This is a genomic window from Pseudomonas sp. LAMO17WK12:I10 (genome assembly GCF_900215185.1).
GTDB lineage: Bacteria > Pseudomonadota > Gammaproteobacteria > Pseudomonadales > Pseudomonadaceae > Aquipseudomonas > Aquipseudomonas chlororaphis.
Map to the genome: position 1 here is coordinate 1 of NZ_OBDX01000011.1, position 14270 is coordinate 14270.

Annotated in this window: 16 protein-coding genes and 1 pseudogene; 9 read left to right on the forward strand and 8 right to left on the reverse strand. The window is 64.6% G+C overall.

Annotation, left to right across the window (positions count from 1 at the left end):
• Positions 1 to 165: helix-turn-helix domain-containing protein (locus CRO75_RS13980; protein WP_143503925.1), on the reverse strand; the 165-nt coding region annotated here is incomplete at its 3' end.
• Positions 166 to 409: 244 nt separating this feature from the next.
• On the opposite strand from CRO75_RS13980, the gene CRO75_RS13985 reads away from it, so the two are divergent.
• Positions 410 to 625, forward strand: coding sequence for a TOBE domain-containing protein (locus tag CRO75_RS13985; RefSeq protein WP_097136019.1), 216 nt, complete (start codon positions 410 to 412; stop codon positions 623 to 625).
• A gap of 382 nt (positions 626 to 1007) precedes the next feature.
• Positions 1008 to 1517, forward strand: coding sequence for a hypothetical protein (locus tag CRO75_RS13990; RefSeq protein ID WP_062825983.1), 510 nt, complete (start codon positions 1008 to 1010; stop codon positions 1515 to 1517).
• 58 nt (positions 1518 to 1575) lie between these two features.
• Here the strand turns inward: CRO75_RS13990 and CRO75_RS13995 are convergent, their stop codons facing one another.
• Positions 1576 to 2526 (reverse strand): AraC family transcriptional regulator, encoded by a 951-nt coding sequence (locus tag CRO75_RS13995; RefSeq protein ID WP_097136026.1) that lies wholly within the window; start codon positions 2524 to 2526, stop codon positions 1576 to 1578.
• A 123-nt stretch (positions 2527 to 2649) separates the two neighbouring features.
• Between CRO75_RS13995 and CRO75_RS14000 the strand changes: the two genes are divergently transcribed.
• The gene (locus CRO75_RS14000; protein WP_097136032.1) at positions 2650 to 3606 is read left to right on the forward strand and encodes an SDR family NAD(P)-dependent oxidoreductase; all 957 of its coding nucleotides are present in this window, start codon (positions 2650 to 2652) and stop codon (positions 3604 to 3606) included.
• A gap of 49 nt (positions 3607 to 3655) precedes the next feature.
• Here the strand turns inward: CRO75_RS14000 and CRO75_RS14005 are convergent.
• The 5 genes and pseudogenes from CRO75_RS14005 to CRO75_RS14020 form a co-directional block, all read right to left on the reverse strand.
• Positions 3656 to 4238, reverse strand: a pseudogene (locus CRO75_RS14005) (XRE family transcriptional regulator).
• A gap of 62 nt (positions 4239 to 4300) precedes the next feature.
• Positions 4301 to 4462 (reverse strand): hypothetical protein, encoded by a 162-nt coding sequence (locus CRO75_RS33000; protein ID WP_007929067.1) that lies wholly within the window; start codon positions 4460 to 4462, stop codon positions 4301 to 4303.
• A gap of 132 nt (positions 4463 to 4594) precedes the next feature.
• Positions 4595 to 5308, reverse strand: coding sequence for an ABC transporter ATP-binding protein (locus CRO75_RS14010; RefSeq protein ID WP_062825980.1), 714 nt, complete (start codon positions 5306 to 5308; stop codon positions 4595 to 4597).
• An 18-nt stretch (positions 5309 to 5326) separates the two neighbouring features.
• A complete protein-coding gene (locus tag CRO75_RS14015; protein ID WP_097136034.1) occupies positions 5327 to 6175 on the reverse strand; it encodes an ABC transporter permease in 849 nt (282 codons plus the stop codon).
• A 64-nt stretch (positions 6176 to 6239) separates the two neighbouring features.
• On the reverse strand, positions 6240 to 7232 hold the full coding sequence (locus CRO75_RS14020; protein WP_097136036.1) for an aliphatic sulfonate ABC transporter substrate-binding protein: 993 nt from the start codon (positions 7230 to 7232) through the stop codon (positions 6240 to 6242).
• 337 nt (positions 7233 to 7569) lie between these two features.
• Here CRO75_RS14020 and CRO75_RS14025 point away from each other — a divergent pair, with 337 nt between their 5' ends.
• Positions 7570 to 8517, forward strand: a complete 948-nt coding sequence (locus tag CRO75_RS14025) for an ABC transporter substrate-binding protein (RefSeq protein ID WP_097136038.1) — start codon at positions 7570 to 7572, stop codon at positions 8515 to 8517.
• A 36-nt stretch (positions 8518 to 8553) separates the two neighbouring features.
• Here CRO75_RS14025 and CRO75_RS14030 read toward each other — a convergent pair whose 3' ends face one another.
• Entirely contained in the window at positions 8554 to 9477 is a 924-nt protein-coding gene (locus CRO75_RS14030) for an AraC family transcriptional regulator (protein ID WP_097136040.1), read from the reverse strand.
• Between the two features lie 104 nt (positions 9478 to 9581).
• On the opposite strand from CRO75_RS14030, the gene CRO75_RS14035 reads away from it, so the two are divergent.
• The 5 genes from CRO75_RS14035 (at position 9582) to CRO75_RS14055 (ending at position 14225) form a co-directional block, all read left to right on the forward strand.
• Positions 9582 to 10142: a carboxymuconolactone decarboxylase family protein gene (locus CRO75_RS14035; RefSeq protein WP_009044043.1), complete on the forward strand. Its 561-nt coding sequence runs from the start codon at positions 9582 to 9584 to the stop codon at positions 10140 to 10142.
• A 63-nt stretch (positions 10143 to 10205) separates the two neighbouring features.
• Positions 10206 to 11276: an acyl-CoA dehydrogenase family protein gene (locus CRO75_RS14040; protein WP_097136042.1), complete on the forward strand. Its 1071-nt coding sequence runs from the start codon at positions 10206 to 10208 to the stop codon at positions 11274 to 11276.
• The gene (locus CRO75_RS14045; RefSeq protein WP_097136044.1) at positions 11273 to 12085 is read left to right on the forward strand and encodes an ABC transporter ATP-binding protein; all 813 of its coding nucleotides are present in this window, start codon (positions 11273 to 11275) and stop codon (positions 12083 to 12085) included. Before CRO75_RS14040 ends, CRO75_RS14045 begins: the two co-directional genes overlap by 4 nt.
• Positions 12086 to 12258: 173 nt before the next feature.
• Positions 12259 to 13458: an ABC transporter substrate-binding protein gene (locus CRO75_RS14050; protein ID WP_097136045.1), complete on the forward strand. Its 1200-nt coding sequence runs from the start codon at positions 12259 to 12261 to the stop codon at positions 13456 to 13458.
• Positions 13458 to 14225, forward strand: a complete 768-nt coding sequence (locus tag CRO75_RS14055; protein ID WP_097136047.1) for an ABC transporter permease — start codon at positions 13458 to 13460, stop codon at positions 14223 to 14225. The genes CRO75_RS14050 and CRO75_RS14055 overlap by 1 nt, the downstream gene beginning before the upstream one ends.
• The last annotated feature ends 45 nt before the right edge of the window (positions 14226 to 14270 follow it).

Here is a 14270-nt window from a genome sequence, read left to right on the forward strand (position 1 = left end):
CTTCAAGGCTTTGGCAAAGGTGTCGGGATGAGCGGTGATACCCGTTTCAGCGTGGAATGCATCCGCTAATTCAGCTTGGCTGGAGAAGGGATGGGCTTGTGCAAGCTTGACTAGCATTGGGTACTGCTCCGCGGTAATCGCGGGCGGGCGTCCGATTCTAGGCATGACTTCGAGGCTGTCCAGGCAGAAGAAATGGTAACTTTAGTTTATTTTGTCTACACCCTCTAGGGACCCAGAGAAGCAAAGGCGCGGTGGCCGGTCAAGGTAACGAAGAGGCGGGAGAAACTTTCATATTCATTTAAGGAATAAAATAACTACTATTTATTCCTTTTAACATGAAGAGACACAGGGCACCTTAGAGGCCTGCACGGCGCTGCGCCAGTGCCCACCCCAGACAGGAAGGCCCATCATGATCATCAAGGCAATCAATGTTCGCAACCAGTTCAAGGGCATCATCAAGGAGATCCATGAAGGCCAGGTGGTCTCGGAGATCGATGTGCAGACCGCCTCGGGCATCGTCACCTCGGTGATCACCACGCGTTCGGTGCGCGACCTGGAATTGAAGGTCGGCAGCGAGGTCATCGCCTTCGTCAAATCCACCGAGGTGTCGATCGCCAAGCTCTGAGCCCCGCGATCCCGACCCCGCGTCATGCCCCGCACCCGCGCTCGCGACCCTCGCCGAACCCTGCCACAGGGCACCGGCGAGGCTGGCAAGCCGCCTTTTCCCGAGAAAAGTCGGGCCTCTTTAGAATGATTATTTCTTTGGGTTATGGGATGCGCTGATTCGCGCATATCCATCGCAGCGGAAAACACGCTGTTGTCCTGCTCCTATCCGCCATGAAATCCATCCGGCTGCTGAAGCGGAAAATCCCGCGCGAGCGGCTGCGCTGAAGCTGTCCCGGCAGCCGCGATTGCTGTTCGATCGGCATCTTGTGCGGCGTTCGCCACTCCCTAGAATCCGCCCCATCAGCTTCGTCCAACTATCGAATCGCTTAGGGAGTTTCACCATGATGAATGCCATGCAGATGCAAATGCCGATGAACGCCAACATGCCGATGATGCCGATGATGGGCATGCCGATGATGATGGCGACCATGAGCTGCGAAATGATGGACGACGGCATGCTGTGCAAGATGATGCCGGCCGCGGGCATGGACATGGCCATGTTCAAGAACAGCGCGCAAATGATGCAGATGATGATGAACTGCGGCATGCCGATGATGATGCACTGCGCCAACATGAGCATGATGTGCATGTCCCAGGCGAGCATGGCCATGCCGATGATGGGCGCCATGATGCCAATGCCGATGATGGGCATGCCGATGCCATCGATGAAGTGCGTGATGGAGTGCACCGTCGAGGCCGACTGCATGATGTGCAAGATCATGCCAATGGCCGGCATGAACATGGACATGATGAAAAGCTGCTGCGCCCTGATGATGAAGATGATGAACGACTGCGGCATGCCGATGATGATGAGCTGCAACGGCATGCCGATGATGTGCTGCACCTGCTGATTCCTCGCAGCGGCACAGAAAAAGCCCGGCCGGGATGATCCCGCCGGGCTTTTTTATTTCAGGCACCCACTCGAACTTCGGATTCCCCCTGGGGTTGGGCGACGGCCCTTGCTCGTTCCCGGTACTGCCGTGGCGAGCATTTGATGATGCGATTGAAGGCATTGCTGAACGCGCTGTCGGACTCGTAGCCCAGGGCCTGGGCGATCGAGGAAATCGTCAGGTGGGTGTTGCGCAAGGAACGGGTCGCCAGTTGCATGCGCCAACGCAACACGTATTCCAGGGGCGAAAAGCCGGCGGCCTGTTTGAAACGCAGCGCCAGTGTCGAGCGCGAGACACCGGCCACTTTGGCCAGGGCCTCGACCGTCCAGCGCTGAGCAGGGCGGGTGTGAATGGCCTGAACGGCGGCACCGATACGCGGCTCGGACAGCGCCGAGAGCCAACCCGGTGTATTGCCTCCTTCCTGCTCCAGGTAAATGCGCAGTACCTGCACCAGCATGATGTGACCCAGGTGCTGGACCATCAGGGCGCCGCCCGGGGATGGGGTGGAGAGTTCGTGCGCCAGCCGCTGCAAGGCCCAGCGCAATACGGATGCCTGATCCGACTCGCTCTTGATCACCGCGACCGGTGGCAGGCTGTCGAACAGAAGCTCGGCTTCGTCGCCAAAGGCGAAACGCCCGCCGACCAGAAAGCAATCTTCATCACTGCCGCAGTGCGCCACGCCGTTAACGGCGTGAGGATAGATCTCCTCGGCAGCGATCGCTGGCAGCGAAAGATCGCTGCCAATCAACAGGGGGCGCCCACGGGATAGCAGGAAACAGTCGCCTGCTTGCAGCCATATCGGCTCTGCTTCTCCTTCCACGGCCAGCCAGCAAGCCCCCCGCACAAGCACGTTGAACTTGACGCCTTCCGGTGCCGGGAAGCGCACGGCCCAGTCGCCGCCGGCTTTCAAACCACCGAAAAAGGAATGCTGGCTACTGAGCTGGGTGAGGACTTCTGATAGGGGATCCATGTGTCAAACCGGACGCTCTCGATAGAAAGTAGGACGCCATTGCATTCACGCTCCAGGTTCGGGCTCGCAGAATGAAAGCGCTTCAAGTTGGCAGCTTGGTTTCCATTCGTAAAGGATATTGCAATGACCCATAGACAGACGCCTGTTCATTCCGGTTTCAGCGCAGCTTCGACGGCATCCGAGGTACTCGAAGGCCTCGATCTTTCCCGAACCACGGCTCTGGTAACGGGAGGGCATTCCGGCCTGGGCCTGGAAACCACTCGGGCGCTGGCCGGCGCCGGGGCACGGGTCATAGTGGCGGCCCGCGATCGCCAGGCGGCCCAGGCCCAGGTTGCCGGTCTCGCCAATGTCGAGGTGCATGGGCTGGACCTGGCCGACCTGGCGAGCATCAAACGTTTCTCGGAGGCGTTTCTGGCGAGCGGCACGCACCTGGACATATTGATGGGCAACGCCGGCATCATGGCTTGCCCTGAAACCCGAGTGGGACCCGGTTGGGAGGCGCAGTTCGCGGCCAATCACCTGGGCCACCATGCGCTGGTCAACCGGCTCTGGCCGGCGTTGCAAGGCGGCGCCAGGGTGGTGATGGTGTCCTCCGCGGGCCATCACTCATCCGCCATTCGCTGGGACGACCCGCAGTTCGATCGGGGCTACGACAAGTGGCTTGCCTACGGCCAGTCGAAGACCGCCAACGCGCTGTTCGCCGTGCACCTGGACCGGTTGGGGCGCGAGCAGGGCGTGCGGGCGTTCTCTCTGCACCCCGGCATGATCGCCACACCTCTGCAGCGTTACCTGCCCAAGGAAGAAATGGTCGCCCTGGGCTGGATAGACGCCGAGGGCAATCCGGCGAACCCGGCCTTCAAGAACACTCGGCAAGGCGCCGCTACCCAGGTCTGGGCCGCGACATCGCCGAAGCTGGATGGCCTGGGTGGGTTGTATTGCGAAGACTGCGAGGTGGCCAGGCTCGACGAGAGCGAGCCGGCTTCGTTCGTTGGCGTAAGGCCCCATGCAGTCGATCCGGAACAGGCCGAACGTCTTTGGCGCCTGTCGGCCGAACTGACCCGGGTGGATGCCTTCTCATGAGCCGTGGTGTGTTTTTCGCGGCAGAGATTTGCGTGGCGCAACTCCACCTTCAGTCCAGGCGTTCCGGGTAGGTCACCACCAGGTAGGCCACCGCTTCGCTGTCGGCGGGGTTGCGGTAGCGGTGCGGCTGGTCGGCGTAGAACAGGATCGAGTCGCCGGTGGAGAGCAGGTAGCGTTCTTGGTTGACGCTGATTTCCAGTACGCCCTGGGACACCACCAGGTTTTCCTGGACCCCCCGGTCCGTGTCCTTCGGACTGGTCTTCGCCGAGCGGGCTCAGGCGCAGTTCGTAGAATTCCGACTGGCGCGCCACGTCGAAGGGGAACAGGGCGCGGCTGACAAAGGCGCCGTTGGCGCTGACCAGGCGTTTGCTCTGGCTCGACGGCAGCACCGCCACGCCTTCGAAGGCGCGGTGTTCGAGAAAGGCCGCGACCGACACTTTCAAGCCCTTGGCGATCTTGCACAGCACCTTGATCGACGGCACGCTGCGCCCGGACTCGATCTGCGCCAGCATCGCCCGGCTGACCCAACACTGGCGGGCCAGGGCATCCAGGGACAGATGACGCTTGCTGCGCAGGCGTTGCAGGTTCTGCGCGACCCGTTCGCTGATGGGGTCCTCTTCCTGAGTTTCCAGAGGGGTCAAATCAAGGCCGGGTTCGTCGGCGCTCGCCAGAAAGCGCGAGGGTTCCTGGGCGCTCACGCGTGGTAGGTCCTGGTCGGCCGGGCCGCCTGAACCCACTGGAACGCCTGGTAACCGGCATTGCGCGCGTACATCTCCCACATGGCCCGGGCCAGTTGCTGGGCCTGCTTGCGTTTACGGAACTGGGCGAAGTCGATAACGTTGTCGGTCGGTTTCATAAGGCACTTCACTGTCGTGACCAATGGGCGGGATGAGCTGAGAGTACGTGGTTATATTTATAACCATAAATACTGATTATTTATTTATTAATTCCTTTGTGTTCTTAGACGCCGGGCCGTGGCAAAGCCCGCTCAAATCACATGGGCCTTGTGCAATTCGGTCAGGGACAACGCCTTGAGCCGGGCCAGCAGCGGGTCGCGGCGGTCCCTCGGGTGGCTCAGTTGCACCGCCAGTTCCTGGCGAATACGGCTGGGGCGGTTGTCCATCACCAGCACCCGGTCGCTCAGGTACAGCGCCTCGTCGACATCGTGGGTCACCAGCAGCAGGGCGATGGCGTGACGCTCGGCCAGTTGCAGCAGCAGGTCCTGCAGTTTCATCCGGGTAAAGGCGTCCACCGCGCTGAAGGGTTCGTCCAGCAACAGCACCTGTGGCCGCGCGTACAGGCCGCGGGCGATCGCCACCCGCTGCGCCATGCCTCCGGACAGCGCCTTGGGCAGGGCCTGGGCAAAACCCGCAAGGCCGACTTCCTCGATCAGTTGCGCGACCCAGGCGCGGTCGTAATGCGCGTCGTCGCCAAAGCCGATGTTCTGTTCCACCGTCAGCCAGGGCATCAGCCGCGGTTCCTGGAAGACGAAGGCCAGGCGCTCGGTATGGCTGCGCAGTTGCCCCTGAAAGTCCTTCTCCAGGCCGGCGACGATGCGCAGCAGGGTGCTTTTGCCGCAGCCGCTGGGGCCCAGCAGGCTCACGGTTTCCCGCGGTTGCAGTTGCAGGTGGATATCGTGGAGGACGGTGGTGGCGGCGAAGGTCTTGCGTTCCACGTGGATGTCCAGCAGGGCTTGGGTCATGGCTCGATCCTCTGTGTTTCAGTCATTGCCGCCTTGGCCATTGAAGGTGTCGCGCCAGGCCAGGAAGCGTTTTTCCAGGCCGGCGAGCATGCCGTCGCTGAGTTTGCCCAGCACCGCGAGGACGATGATCGCCGCCAGCATGATGTCCGGCCGCGAGGTTTCCCGGCCGTCGCTGAGCAGATAACCCAGGCCCTTGGTGGCGGCGATCAGTTCGGCGGCCACCAGGAACATCCAGGCCAGGCTCATGCCGCTGCGCAAGCCGGTGAACAGCCCGGGCAGGGCGGCCGGCAGGAGAATCCGCCGCACCAGCCGGCGCCGGCCGAAACCGTACATGTGACCGACCTCCACCAGCTTGCGGTCGATATCGCGAATCGCCGCCACGCCATTGAGGTACACCGGGAAGAAGGCGCCGATGGCGATCAGCACCACCTTCGAAGTTTTGTCGATGCCCAGCCACAGCAGGAGCAACGGCACCCAGGCCAGGCTGGGGATCGAGCGCAGGCCGGCGAAGGTCGGCTCCAGGTAGGCTTCGGCCTCCCGGCTCAGGCCGACCCAGGCGGCGAAGACCAGCGCCAGGCCGGCGCCGATGGCAAAGCCCAGCAGCACCCGCAGCAGGCTGGCGCCGATGTGTTTCCACAGCGCGCCTTCGGCCAGGTCGCCGAGGGTCAGGGCGATCTCGCTGGGGGCCGGCATCTGGTACGACGGCAGCCAGCCGATGCGCACCACGAACTCCAGCAGCAGGATGATCGCTACCGGCCGGGCCAGGCCCTTGAGGCGCAGGCGCCAGCGGGCGGGGTTGAAGCGCGGGAGCTTGCCCGGCGCGGACAGGGCCAGGCGGGTCGAGAGGTTGTTGCTGTCGCTGCTCATGGCGATCCTCCGGCAACGCCGAATCCGCGCCAGGCGCGGGCTCGGTCGTCGCCTGGGCGGTGGGTTATTGACGGGCCACGGCCTGCTTGACGCCGGTGTCGAGCAGTTGGTCGATCACCTGGTCCACGTTCACCCCGCGGCGCACCAGTTCCTCGGACACCAGGATCGGCGCGGCGGCCTTGGAGGCCAACACATCCTCGGCGCTCAACCGCGGGTTGCCGAGGTCGGTGCGCGACAGTTGCAGCCGGGCCACTTCCAGTGGCAGGCCGGATTCGTCGGCCAATAGTTTGGCCAGTTCGTCCGGGTGCTTGACCGACCATTCGCGGGCCTGCTCATAGGCGGCAAGCACGCTGGCGATGGTCTGCGGATGCTCCTTGGCGTACTGCTCGGTGACGCTGAGCACGCCATAGCTGTTGAAGGCAGTGTTGCGGTACAGCAGGCGCGAGCCGGCCTGCACTTCGCTGGCGGCCATATGCGGGTCGAGGCCGGCCCAGGCGTCGACGTCGCCTTTCTCCAGGGCGGTACGGCCGTCCGGGTGCTGCAGGTGCACCAGTTCCACATCGTCTTTTTTCAGCCCGGCCTGTTGCAGGCTGCGCAGGGTGAACAGGTAGGGATCGGTGCCCTTGGTGGCGGCGATCTTCTTGCCCTTGAGGTCGGCGATGGTCTGGTACGGCGAGTCCTTGCGCACCACCAGGGCGGTCCATTCGGCGCGGCTGTAGACATACACCGACTTGATCGGGCTGCCGTTGGCCCGGCTCAGCACCGCCGCCAGGCTGGCGGACGAGGCAAAGTCGACGCCGCCGCTGTTGAGGTATTCCAGGGAGCGGTTGCTGCCCTGGCTGAGAACCCAGCCGACCTTGGTCTGGGGCAGGGCCTTTTCGAGAAAGCCGAAGTGCTTGAGCACCAGGCTGACCGGCGAGTAATAGGCATAGTCCAGGTGCACTTCGGCCGGCGGATTTTCCGCGGCCTGGGCCAGGGGTTGCAGGCCTAGCGCCAGGACGCAGGCGCTGAGCAGGTATCTGGCGCGAGCCAGGGAGAAACGCAAAACGGGTTTCATGGAGCGGCTCCGGACAAGGCGGCGAGAGGGCAATGTGGTTATTTCCGCTGCTTATTTCAAAAGTCGCGGACGGCAGGAATAAATCCTGCTGGAAAGGAATATTGCAGGCTCTGTGCCATAGCCGGGGAAGGGCGTTTTCGAGGTGTTGCCAACAGGAAAAAGCCTCTGGCGATGTTGCCTGGCCGACAGTCTGTTGCCGCGCTGTTTCTCCGCCAACAGTCCCCGGTTGCGGATGCCAAAGCGGCTATGAGCTTATGCATTAACAGAATTTCATAACCGGATTCTAAGAGCGTTATGTTCTAGAGAATCCGCTTTTCCAATCATCCAGGAATTTCCCATGACGCTCTCCCGACGCCTGCGCCGTCTGCTCCTCAGCACCCTGTTCGCGGCGCCCCTGGCCCAGGCCGCCGAGCCGCTGGTGCTGCAGGTCGGCGACCAGAACTACTACAACGTGCGCGCCTCGGTGGAGGCCTCGGGTGTGCTCGAAGGTGCGCCCTACAAGGTCGACTGGAAACACTTCCAGGCCGCCGCACCGCTGGCCGAAGCGCTGAATACCGGCGCCCTGGACCTGGGCTTTCTCGGGGATTCGGGCTTTCTGTTCCTCGCCGCGAAACAGGCGCCGGTGAAGCTGATCGGCGTCTCGCGGCAGAACCCGGACACTATCGCCTTGCTGGTGCCCAAGGATTCGCCGGTGCAGACCATCGCCGACCTCAAGGGCAAGAAAGTCGCCTACTGGCCCGGTGCCTGGAGCCAGCAACTGACCCTGCGCGCCCTGGAGCAGGCCGGCCTGCCGGAGGACCATGTCGAGTTCATCAAACTGATGCCGATCGATGCCGCCGCGGCCTTGCCCCAGGGCAGCATCGACGCCTTCCCGGTGTGGGAACCCTATATCTCGCAGCAGATCCTGTTCTCCGGCGCGCGGCCGATCCTCACCGCGAAGAACCTGATGCCCGGCCTCAGCGCCATCGCCGCCACGACCCCAGCCATCGACAGCAAGCGTGAAGCCATCGCCGACTTTCTCGGCCGCCTGAAGCTGGCTCGCGCCTGGGTCGACAGCCACACCGACCAGTACGCCGACCTGTGGGCGAAAAAGGCCAACCTCGATCCGAACGTCTCGCGCCATTGGCTGCGTCAGGCGCACATGAGCGTCGGCCCGGTGGACCCGCAGGCCGCCGCCGACCTGCAAAGCACCGCGGACTTCCTGTTCAAGGTCAAGGCGCTGTCGGCGCCCTTGGCCACCGCGACTGTTGTCGACACTTCCTTTACCCAGGCCCTGAGCCAGTGACGCCTTGCCGGGGCCAGGTCACAGGCCCCGGCGCATTCAACGCCCTTCGTGCTGGCGCCGATAAGCCCCCGGCTGTACGCCCACGGCCTTGGCGAAGGCGCGGGTAAAGGCCGCGACCGATTGATAACCCACTGCCGCGCCGACCTGTTCCACGGTGTGGTTGGCCTTGAGCAACTGGCAGGCATGGCGCATGCGCAGCGCCAGCAGGACCTGGCCCGGGGATTGCCCGGCCAGTTCGTTGAAGCGCTTGAAGAAGGCCGAGCGCGACAGCCCGGTGCAGGCCGCCATGCTTTCCAGGGGCCAGGGTTGTTCGGGGTGTTCGATCAGCTGTTCCAGCAGCGCGGCGAAGGCCGGGTGCCGGGCCAGCGCCACCAGCCCGCCAAGGCCCTGGTTATCGGCCACTTGCTGGCGCAGCACATAGAGGAACAGCAGATGGCTCAGGCGCTCCAGCAGCGCCGAGGAGGGCGCGGGCGTGCGCTGGCACTCTTGCAGGATCAACTCGAACAGGGCCCGGGCCGCGCTCAGGGACGGGTCGCCGGCGCGCAGCACGATCCAGTCCGGCAGGCCGTCGATGATCAGCGACGACAGCCCGGACTTGAAATGAAAGAAGCCGCAGACCAACCCCACGCCATCCTCGGCCTGATCTTGTGCGTGAGCGTCGAGCGCCTGCATGGCCCTGCGTGGCAGTTCAAGGGCGGCGTCATGCGCTTGGGCGCTGGACAGGCGATAGTCCAGGTCGCGCAGCAGGAACAGCGCATCCCCGGCATTCAGGCGCTGGGCCGGCTCATCGCCCTCGATATGCAGCCAGCAATGGCCCTGCACGATCAGGTGGAAGCTGGCCCGGGCCAGGCCGTGGGTGCTGGCGTGCCAGCCGCCGCAGTAGCGGCCGACATGGAACAGGCTGGCGTCGAGTTCGAGGCTTTCTAATAACCAATCAACCAATGGGCTGGACGAAATCATCTAATGGAAACACTCAGGAGCAAGTAATCGCTACTTTAGAATATGGATCGAAATTCTTATAACCAACAGACTGGCCGGACACCTACACAGCAGGAGTCCACCGCATGTCGCGCATCACTCTACACAGCCTGCAAAGCGCTCCCGAAGCGGCCCGGCCGTTTTTGCAGAACGCCCAGAACAACTCGGGGTTCATCCCCAACCTGCTGGGCATCCTGGCCAATGCCCCGGCGGCGCTGGAGACCTACGTTACGGTATCGGCGCTCAATGGCAAGGCCGAGCTGAGCCTGGCCGAACGGGAGGTGGTGCAACTGGTGGCCGCCACCACCCACGGTTGCGATTTCTGTGTGGCCGGGCACACTGCGGTGGCGCAGAACAAGGCCAAACTGCCGGACGAAGTGATCAGCGCGTTGCGTGAGCGCAGCCCCTTGCCGGAGGAAAAACTGCAGGCATTGGCTGCCTTCGCCGCCGAGGTGATCGCCACCCGTGGCAACGTCAGCGAGCCGACGTTCGCGGCGTTCAAGGCCGCCGGCTACAGCGAGGGCAATGCCCTGGAAGTGATACTCGGGGTGAGCCTGGCGACCCTGTGCAATTTCGCCAACGTGTTCGCCCGCACGCCGCTGAACCCGGAACTGGCCAAGTACCGCTGGCAAGCGCCGCAGCAATGATGCAGCGGCTTGATTCAAGGCACGGCCGTTTGGCCGGTGCCGCGTAAAAAAGGAGAAAACCACATGCTCAACCCCGCATTCAGTCAATGGCTGGACGCCGAGGCCCAGGCTTTGGACCTGGGCCACTGTGACCCGCAGCAGGTGCTGGCGCGGCTGGCCGAGGCGCAGGTGCTGCGCATCGGCATTCCGCCCGGGCAGGGCGGTAGCGACGGCGACCTGGGCGACGCCGTGGAGGCGCTGGCCGCGGTGGCCAGCCGTTCCCTGGCGGCGGCCTTTGTGTTCTGGGGCCAGCGGGCCTTTATCGAATACCTGCTGCACAGCCCCAACGCGGCCTTGCGCGAGCGTCTGTTGCCGGACCTGCTCAGCGGCGAACTGGCGGGGGCCACCGGGCTGTCGAACGCCATGAAGTTCCTCTCCGGCATCGAGGCCCTGCAAGTCCGCGCGCAGCCACAGGCCGGCGGCTGGTGCCTGAACGGGCGCCTGCACTGGGTGACCAATCTGCGCAAAAGCGGTTTTGTAGTGGCCGCGGCCATCGAGCACGAGCAGGGCGGCGCGCCCTTTATCCTGGCGATCCCCGCGGGCCTGGCCGGCTTGCAACGTTCCGAGGATTTGCAACTGATGGGCTTGCAGTCGAGCAACACCGCGGCGCTGGAGCTGCAACAGGTCGAGGTCGGCCACGACTGGTTGCTGCACGAGGATGCCAAGGCCTTTCTGCCGGCGGTGCGCCCGGCGTTTCTCGGCTTGCAATGCGGCATGGCCATCGGCCTGGCGCGGCGCGCGCTGGATGAAGTGCAGACGCATCTGCACAGCGGGCGTTCGATCCTGAGCGAGCCGTTGCAGGAGCAACGCCAGCAATTGGAAGAGAGCGTCGACCAGCTCAAGCGCGGCTTGCTGGAGAGGCGTTTCCTGACCCAGCCAGCGGCGCTGTTCCGGCTGCGCATCGCCCTGGCCGAAGCCGCCGCCAACGCCGTGCAACTGGAGTTGCAGGCCAGCGGCGGCAAGGCCTACCTGAGCGAGCATGGCGGCGGTTTTGCCCGGCGCTGGCGCGAGTCGGCCTTCGTGCCAATCGTCACGCCGAGCCTGGTGCAGTTGCGCGCCGAGTTGCAGCGCCAGGCCCGGGACGCGGCGGCATGAGCGCGGCCTTGCTCGAAGCCCGGCAGATCAGCCTCGGCTACCCCGGTGAAGCAGGCTGGCAAGCGGTGCTGGAAGGCTTCGACCTGCGCTTGCAGCCGGGGGAGGTGGTGTCGATCCTCGGTCCCAGCGGTGTCGGCAAGTCCAGCCTGTTGCGGGTCCTGGCCGGCTTGCAGGCGCCCCACAGTGGCAGCGTCAGCCTGCTGGGCCAGACGCTGGACGGGCCGCATCCACGGGTGGCCGTGGCGTTCCAGGACCCCAGCCTGCTGCCCTGGCTGAACCTGGAACACAACGTCGCCTTCGGCCTCGATTTCGCCCGCCAGCCGGCGCTGGACGCCCGGCAGCGCCAGGCGCGGATCGACCAGGCGATCGCCGAGGTCGGCCTGCAGCATGCCCGCGGGCATTACCCGGCGCAGCTGTCCGGCGGCATGGCCCAGCGCACCGCGCTGGCCCGCTGCCTGGCGCGCCAGCCGCAGGTGCTGTTGCTCGACGAACCCTTCGGCGCGCTGGACGAAGTGACCCGCGCCGACATGCAGCAACTGCTGCTCAAGGTGATTGCCGAGCACCGCACCGCGGCGCTGCTGATCACCCACGACATCGACGAAGCCCTGCTGCTTTCCGACCGAATTCTGCTACTGGGTAACAGCCCGGCGCGGACCCTCGGCGAGTGGCGCATCGACCTGCTTCAGCCGCGCGCCGAGCTGGTGGAAGAACTGGGCGCCCTGCGTATCGAGATTCTCAAAACCCTTCGGCGGGCGAGCCGCGCTGCACAACCCCAAGCCCTGCCTCAGCCTGAACCTCTGTCTCTGTAGGAGCGAAGCTTGCTCGCAAATGACCTCAACGCTGACGGGATATCTGGAACCCTGCGCCGCACTGAGGTTTTTATCGCGAACAAGCTTCGCTCCTACAGAAGAGAGCCGGATGAGCCGCAAGAGGCGGTAAATGGCCGGGTTCAACCCCTTGCCCGAATGATCGGAGATACACCATGTGCCTGGATGACTTCACCCACAGCCGTCGCGACTTCCTAAAGCTCAGCGCCTTGCTCACCGCCGGCGGCGCCTTGCCGTTGCTCAATAGCCTGCAGGCTCGCGCCGCCGCGGAGCCGGATGCGCCGGTGCGTATCGGCTACCTGCCGATCACCGACGCCACGCCCTTGCTGGTGGCCCATAACAACGGCCTGTTCGAGGCCGAGGGCATCCGCTCCGAGCGCCCGGTGCTGCTGCGCAGTTGGGCGCAGGTGATCGAGGCCTTTATTTCCGGGCAGGTCAATGTGATCCACCTGCTGTCGCCGATGACCGTCTGGGCTCGCTATGGCAGTAAGGTGCCGGCCAAGGTGGTGGCCTGGAACCACGTTGGCGGCTCCGGCCTGACCGTGGCGCCGGGCATCACTGAGGTGCGGCAGCTGGGCGGGCAGGCGCTGGCGATTCCGTTCTGGTACTCGATCCACAACGTGGTGGTGCAGCAACTGCTGCGCGACAACGGCCTGACCCCGGTGAGTCGGCCGGCCAGCAGTGCACTGGCGGCCAACGAGGTCAACCTGCTGGTGCTGCCGCCGTCGGACATGCCGCCGGCCCTGGCCAGCAAGCGCATCGCCGGCTACATAGTCGCCGAACCCTTCAACGCCCTGGCCGAGGAACTCAAGGTCGGCCGGGTGCAGCGCTTTACCGGGGATATCTGGCGCAACCACGCCTGCTGCGTGGTGTTCATGCACGAGCAGGACCTGAACAATCGCCCCGAATGGTCGCAGAAGGTGGTCAACGCCATCGTCAAGGCCCAGCTGTGGACCCGCGACCACCGCGCCGAGGCCGCCAGTCTGCTGTCCCGCGACGGCGCCAACCGCTACACCCCGCATGCGCCCCAGGTGTTGAGCCGGGTCTTGGCGCCGAGTGCCAGCGAACGCCAGCAGTACCTGGCCGACGGCGCGATCCAGCACGCGCAATGGGACGAGCAGCGCATCGATTTCCAGCCGTACCCGTTCCCCAGCTACACCGAGGAACTGGTCAAGCGCCTCAAGGACACCCTGATCGAAGGCGACAAGGGCTTCTTGGCCAGCCTCGACCCGCAGCACACCGCCCGCGATCTGGTGGACGAGCGCTTCGTACGCAACGCCATCGCGTCGGTCGGCGGGCTCAAGGCATTCGGCTTGCCCGACAGCTTCGAACGCAGCGAGGAGTTCAGCCTCTGATGGCCAAGCGATCCGCATCGAGCCTGCATGGGCTGCTGGGCGTGGCGGGGCTGCTGTGCCTGCTGCTGTTGTGGTGGCTGGGGGGGCGCCTGTTTGGCGGCGCCGACGGGCTCGCGGCGCGTTTTTCGCCGACGGCGACCCTGGCCAGCCTGCTGGAACTGCTGGGCCGCGCCGAGCTGTACGAGCATGTGCTGGTCAGCCTCAAGCGCATCCTGGTCGGCCTGGCCCTGGCCTTGCTGGTCGGCGTGCCCCTGGGCCTGTTGATCGGCAGCTACCGCCACCTGGAGGCGGCCACCACCCCGGCGTTCCAGTTCCTGCGGATGATCTCGCCGCTGTCGTGGATGCCGGTGGTGGTGATGCTGATGGGGGTAGGGGACCAGCCGATCTACTTCCTGCTGGCCTTCGCCGCGGTCTGGCCGATCCTGCTCAACACCGCGGCCGGGGTGCGCCAGCTCGACCCGCGCTGGTTGCAACTGAGCCGCAGCCTCAGCGCCACCCGCTGGGAAACCCTGCGCAAGGTGATCCTGCCCGGGGTGCTGGGCCATGTGCTGACCGGCGTGCGCCTGGCCATCGGCATACTGTGGATCGTCCTGGTGCCTTGCGAAATGCTCGGCGTCAGCGCCGGCCTGGGCTATTTCATCCTCGATACCCGCGACCGCCTGGCCTATTCGGAACTGATGGCCATGGTGTTGCTGATCGGTGCCCTGGGCTTTGCCCTGGACAGCCTGGCCCGTGGTCTGCACCGGCGCTGGACGCACTTGCCGTAACGCCGCGACGGGCGCATTGTCAGTGGGAAGTCTGAAGTCATGCTG

What these genes read in the sequence shown, in the direction of transcription:
- CRO75_RS14040 (WP_097136042.1), top strand. Translation starts at nt 10,206, where the DNA reads ATGCTCAACCCCGCATTCAGTCAATGGCTGGACGCCGAGGCCCAGGCT.
- CRO75_RS13995 (WP_097136026.1), bottom strand. Translation starts at nt 2,526, where the DNA reads ATGGATCCCCTATCAGAAGTCCTCACCCAGCTCAGTAGCCAGCATTCC.
- CRO75_RS14020 (WP_097136036.1), bottom strand. Translation starts at nt 7,232, where the DNA reads ATGAAACCCGTTTTGCGTTTCTCCCTGGCTCGCGCCAGATACCTGCTC.
- CRO75_RS13985 (WP_097136019.1), top strand. Translation starts at nt 410, where the DNA reads ATGATCATCAAGGCAATCAATGTTCGCAACCAGTTCAAGGGCATCATC.
- CRO75_RS33000 (WP_007929067.1), bottom strand. Translation starts at nt 4,462, where the DNA reads ATGAAACCGACCGACAACGTTATCGACTTCGCCCAGTTCCGTAAACGC.
- CRO75_RS14045 (WP_097136044.1), top strand. Translation starts at nt 11,273, where the DNA reads ATGAGCGCGGCCTTGCTCGAAGCCCGGCAGATCAGCCTCGGCTACCCC.
- CRO75_RS14030 (WP_097136040.1), bottom strand. Translation starts at nt 9,477, where the DNA reads ATGATTTCGTCCAGCCCATTGGTTGATTGGTTATTAGAAAGCCTCGAA.
- CRO75_RS14050 (WP_097136045.1), top strand. Translation starts at nt 12,259, where the DNA reads ATGTGCCTGGATGACTTCACCCACAGCCGTCGCGACTTCCTAAAGCTC.
- CRO75_RS14055 (WP_097136047.1), top strand. Translation starts at nt 13,458, where the DNA reads ATGGCCAAGCGATCCGCATCGAGCCTGCATGGGCTGCTGGGCGTGGCG.
- CRO75_RS14025 (WP_097136038.1), top strand. Translation starts at nt 7,570, where the DNA reads ATGACGCTCTCCCGACGCCTGCGCCGTCTGCTCCTCAGCACCCTGTTC.
- CRO75_RS14015 (WP_097136034.1), bottom strand. Translation starts at nt 6,175, where the DNA reads ATGAGCAGCGACAGCAACAACCTCTCGACCCGCCTGGCCCTGTCCGCG.
- CRO75_RS13990 (WP_062825983.1), top strand. Translation starts at nt 1,008, where the DNA reads ATGATGAATGCCATGCAGATGCAAATGCCGATGAACGCCAACATGCCG.
- CRO75_RS14010 (WP_062825980.1), bottom strand. Translation starts at nt 5,308, where the DNA reads ATGACCCAAGCCCTGCTGGACATCCACGTGGAACGCAAGACCTTCGCC.
- CRO75_RS14035 (WP_009044043.1), top strand. Translation starts at nt 9,582, where the DNA reads ATGTCGCGCATCACTCTACACAGCCTGCAAAGCGCTCCCGAAGCGGCC.
- CRO75_RS14000 (WP_097136032.1), top strand. Translation starts at nt 2,650, where the DNA reads ATGACCCATAGACAGACGCCTGTTCATTCCGGTTTCAGCGCAGCTTCG.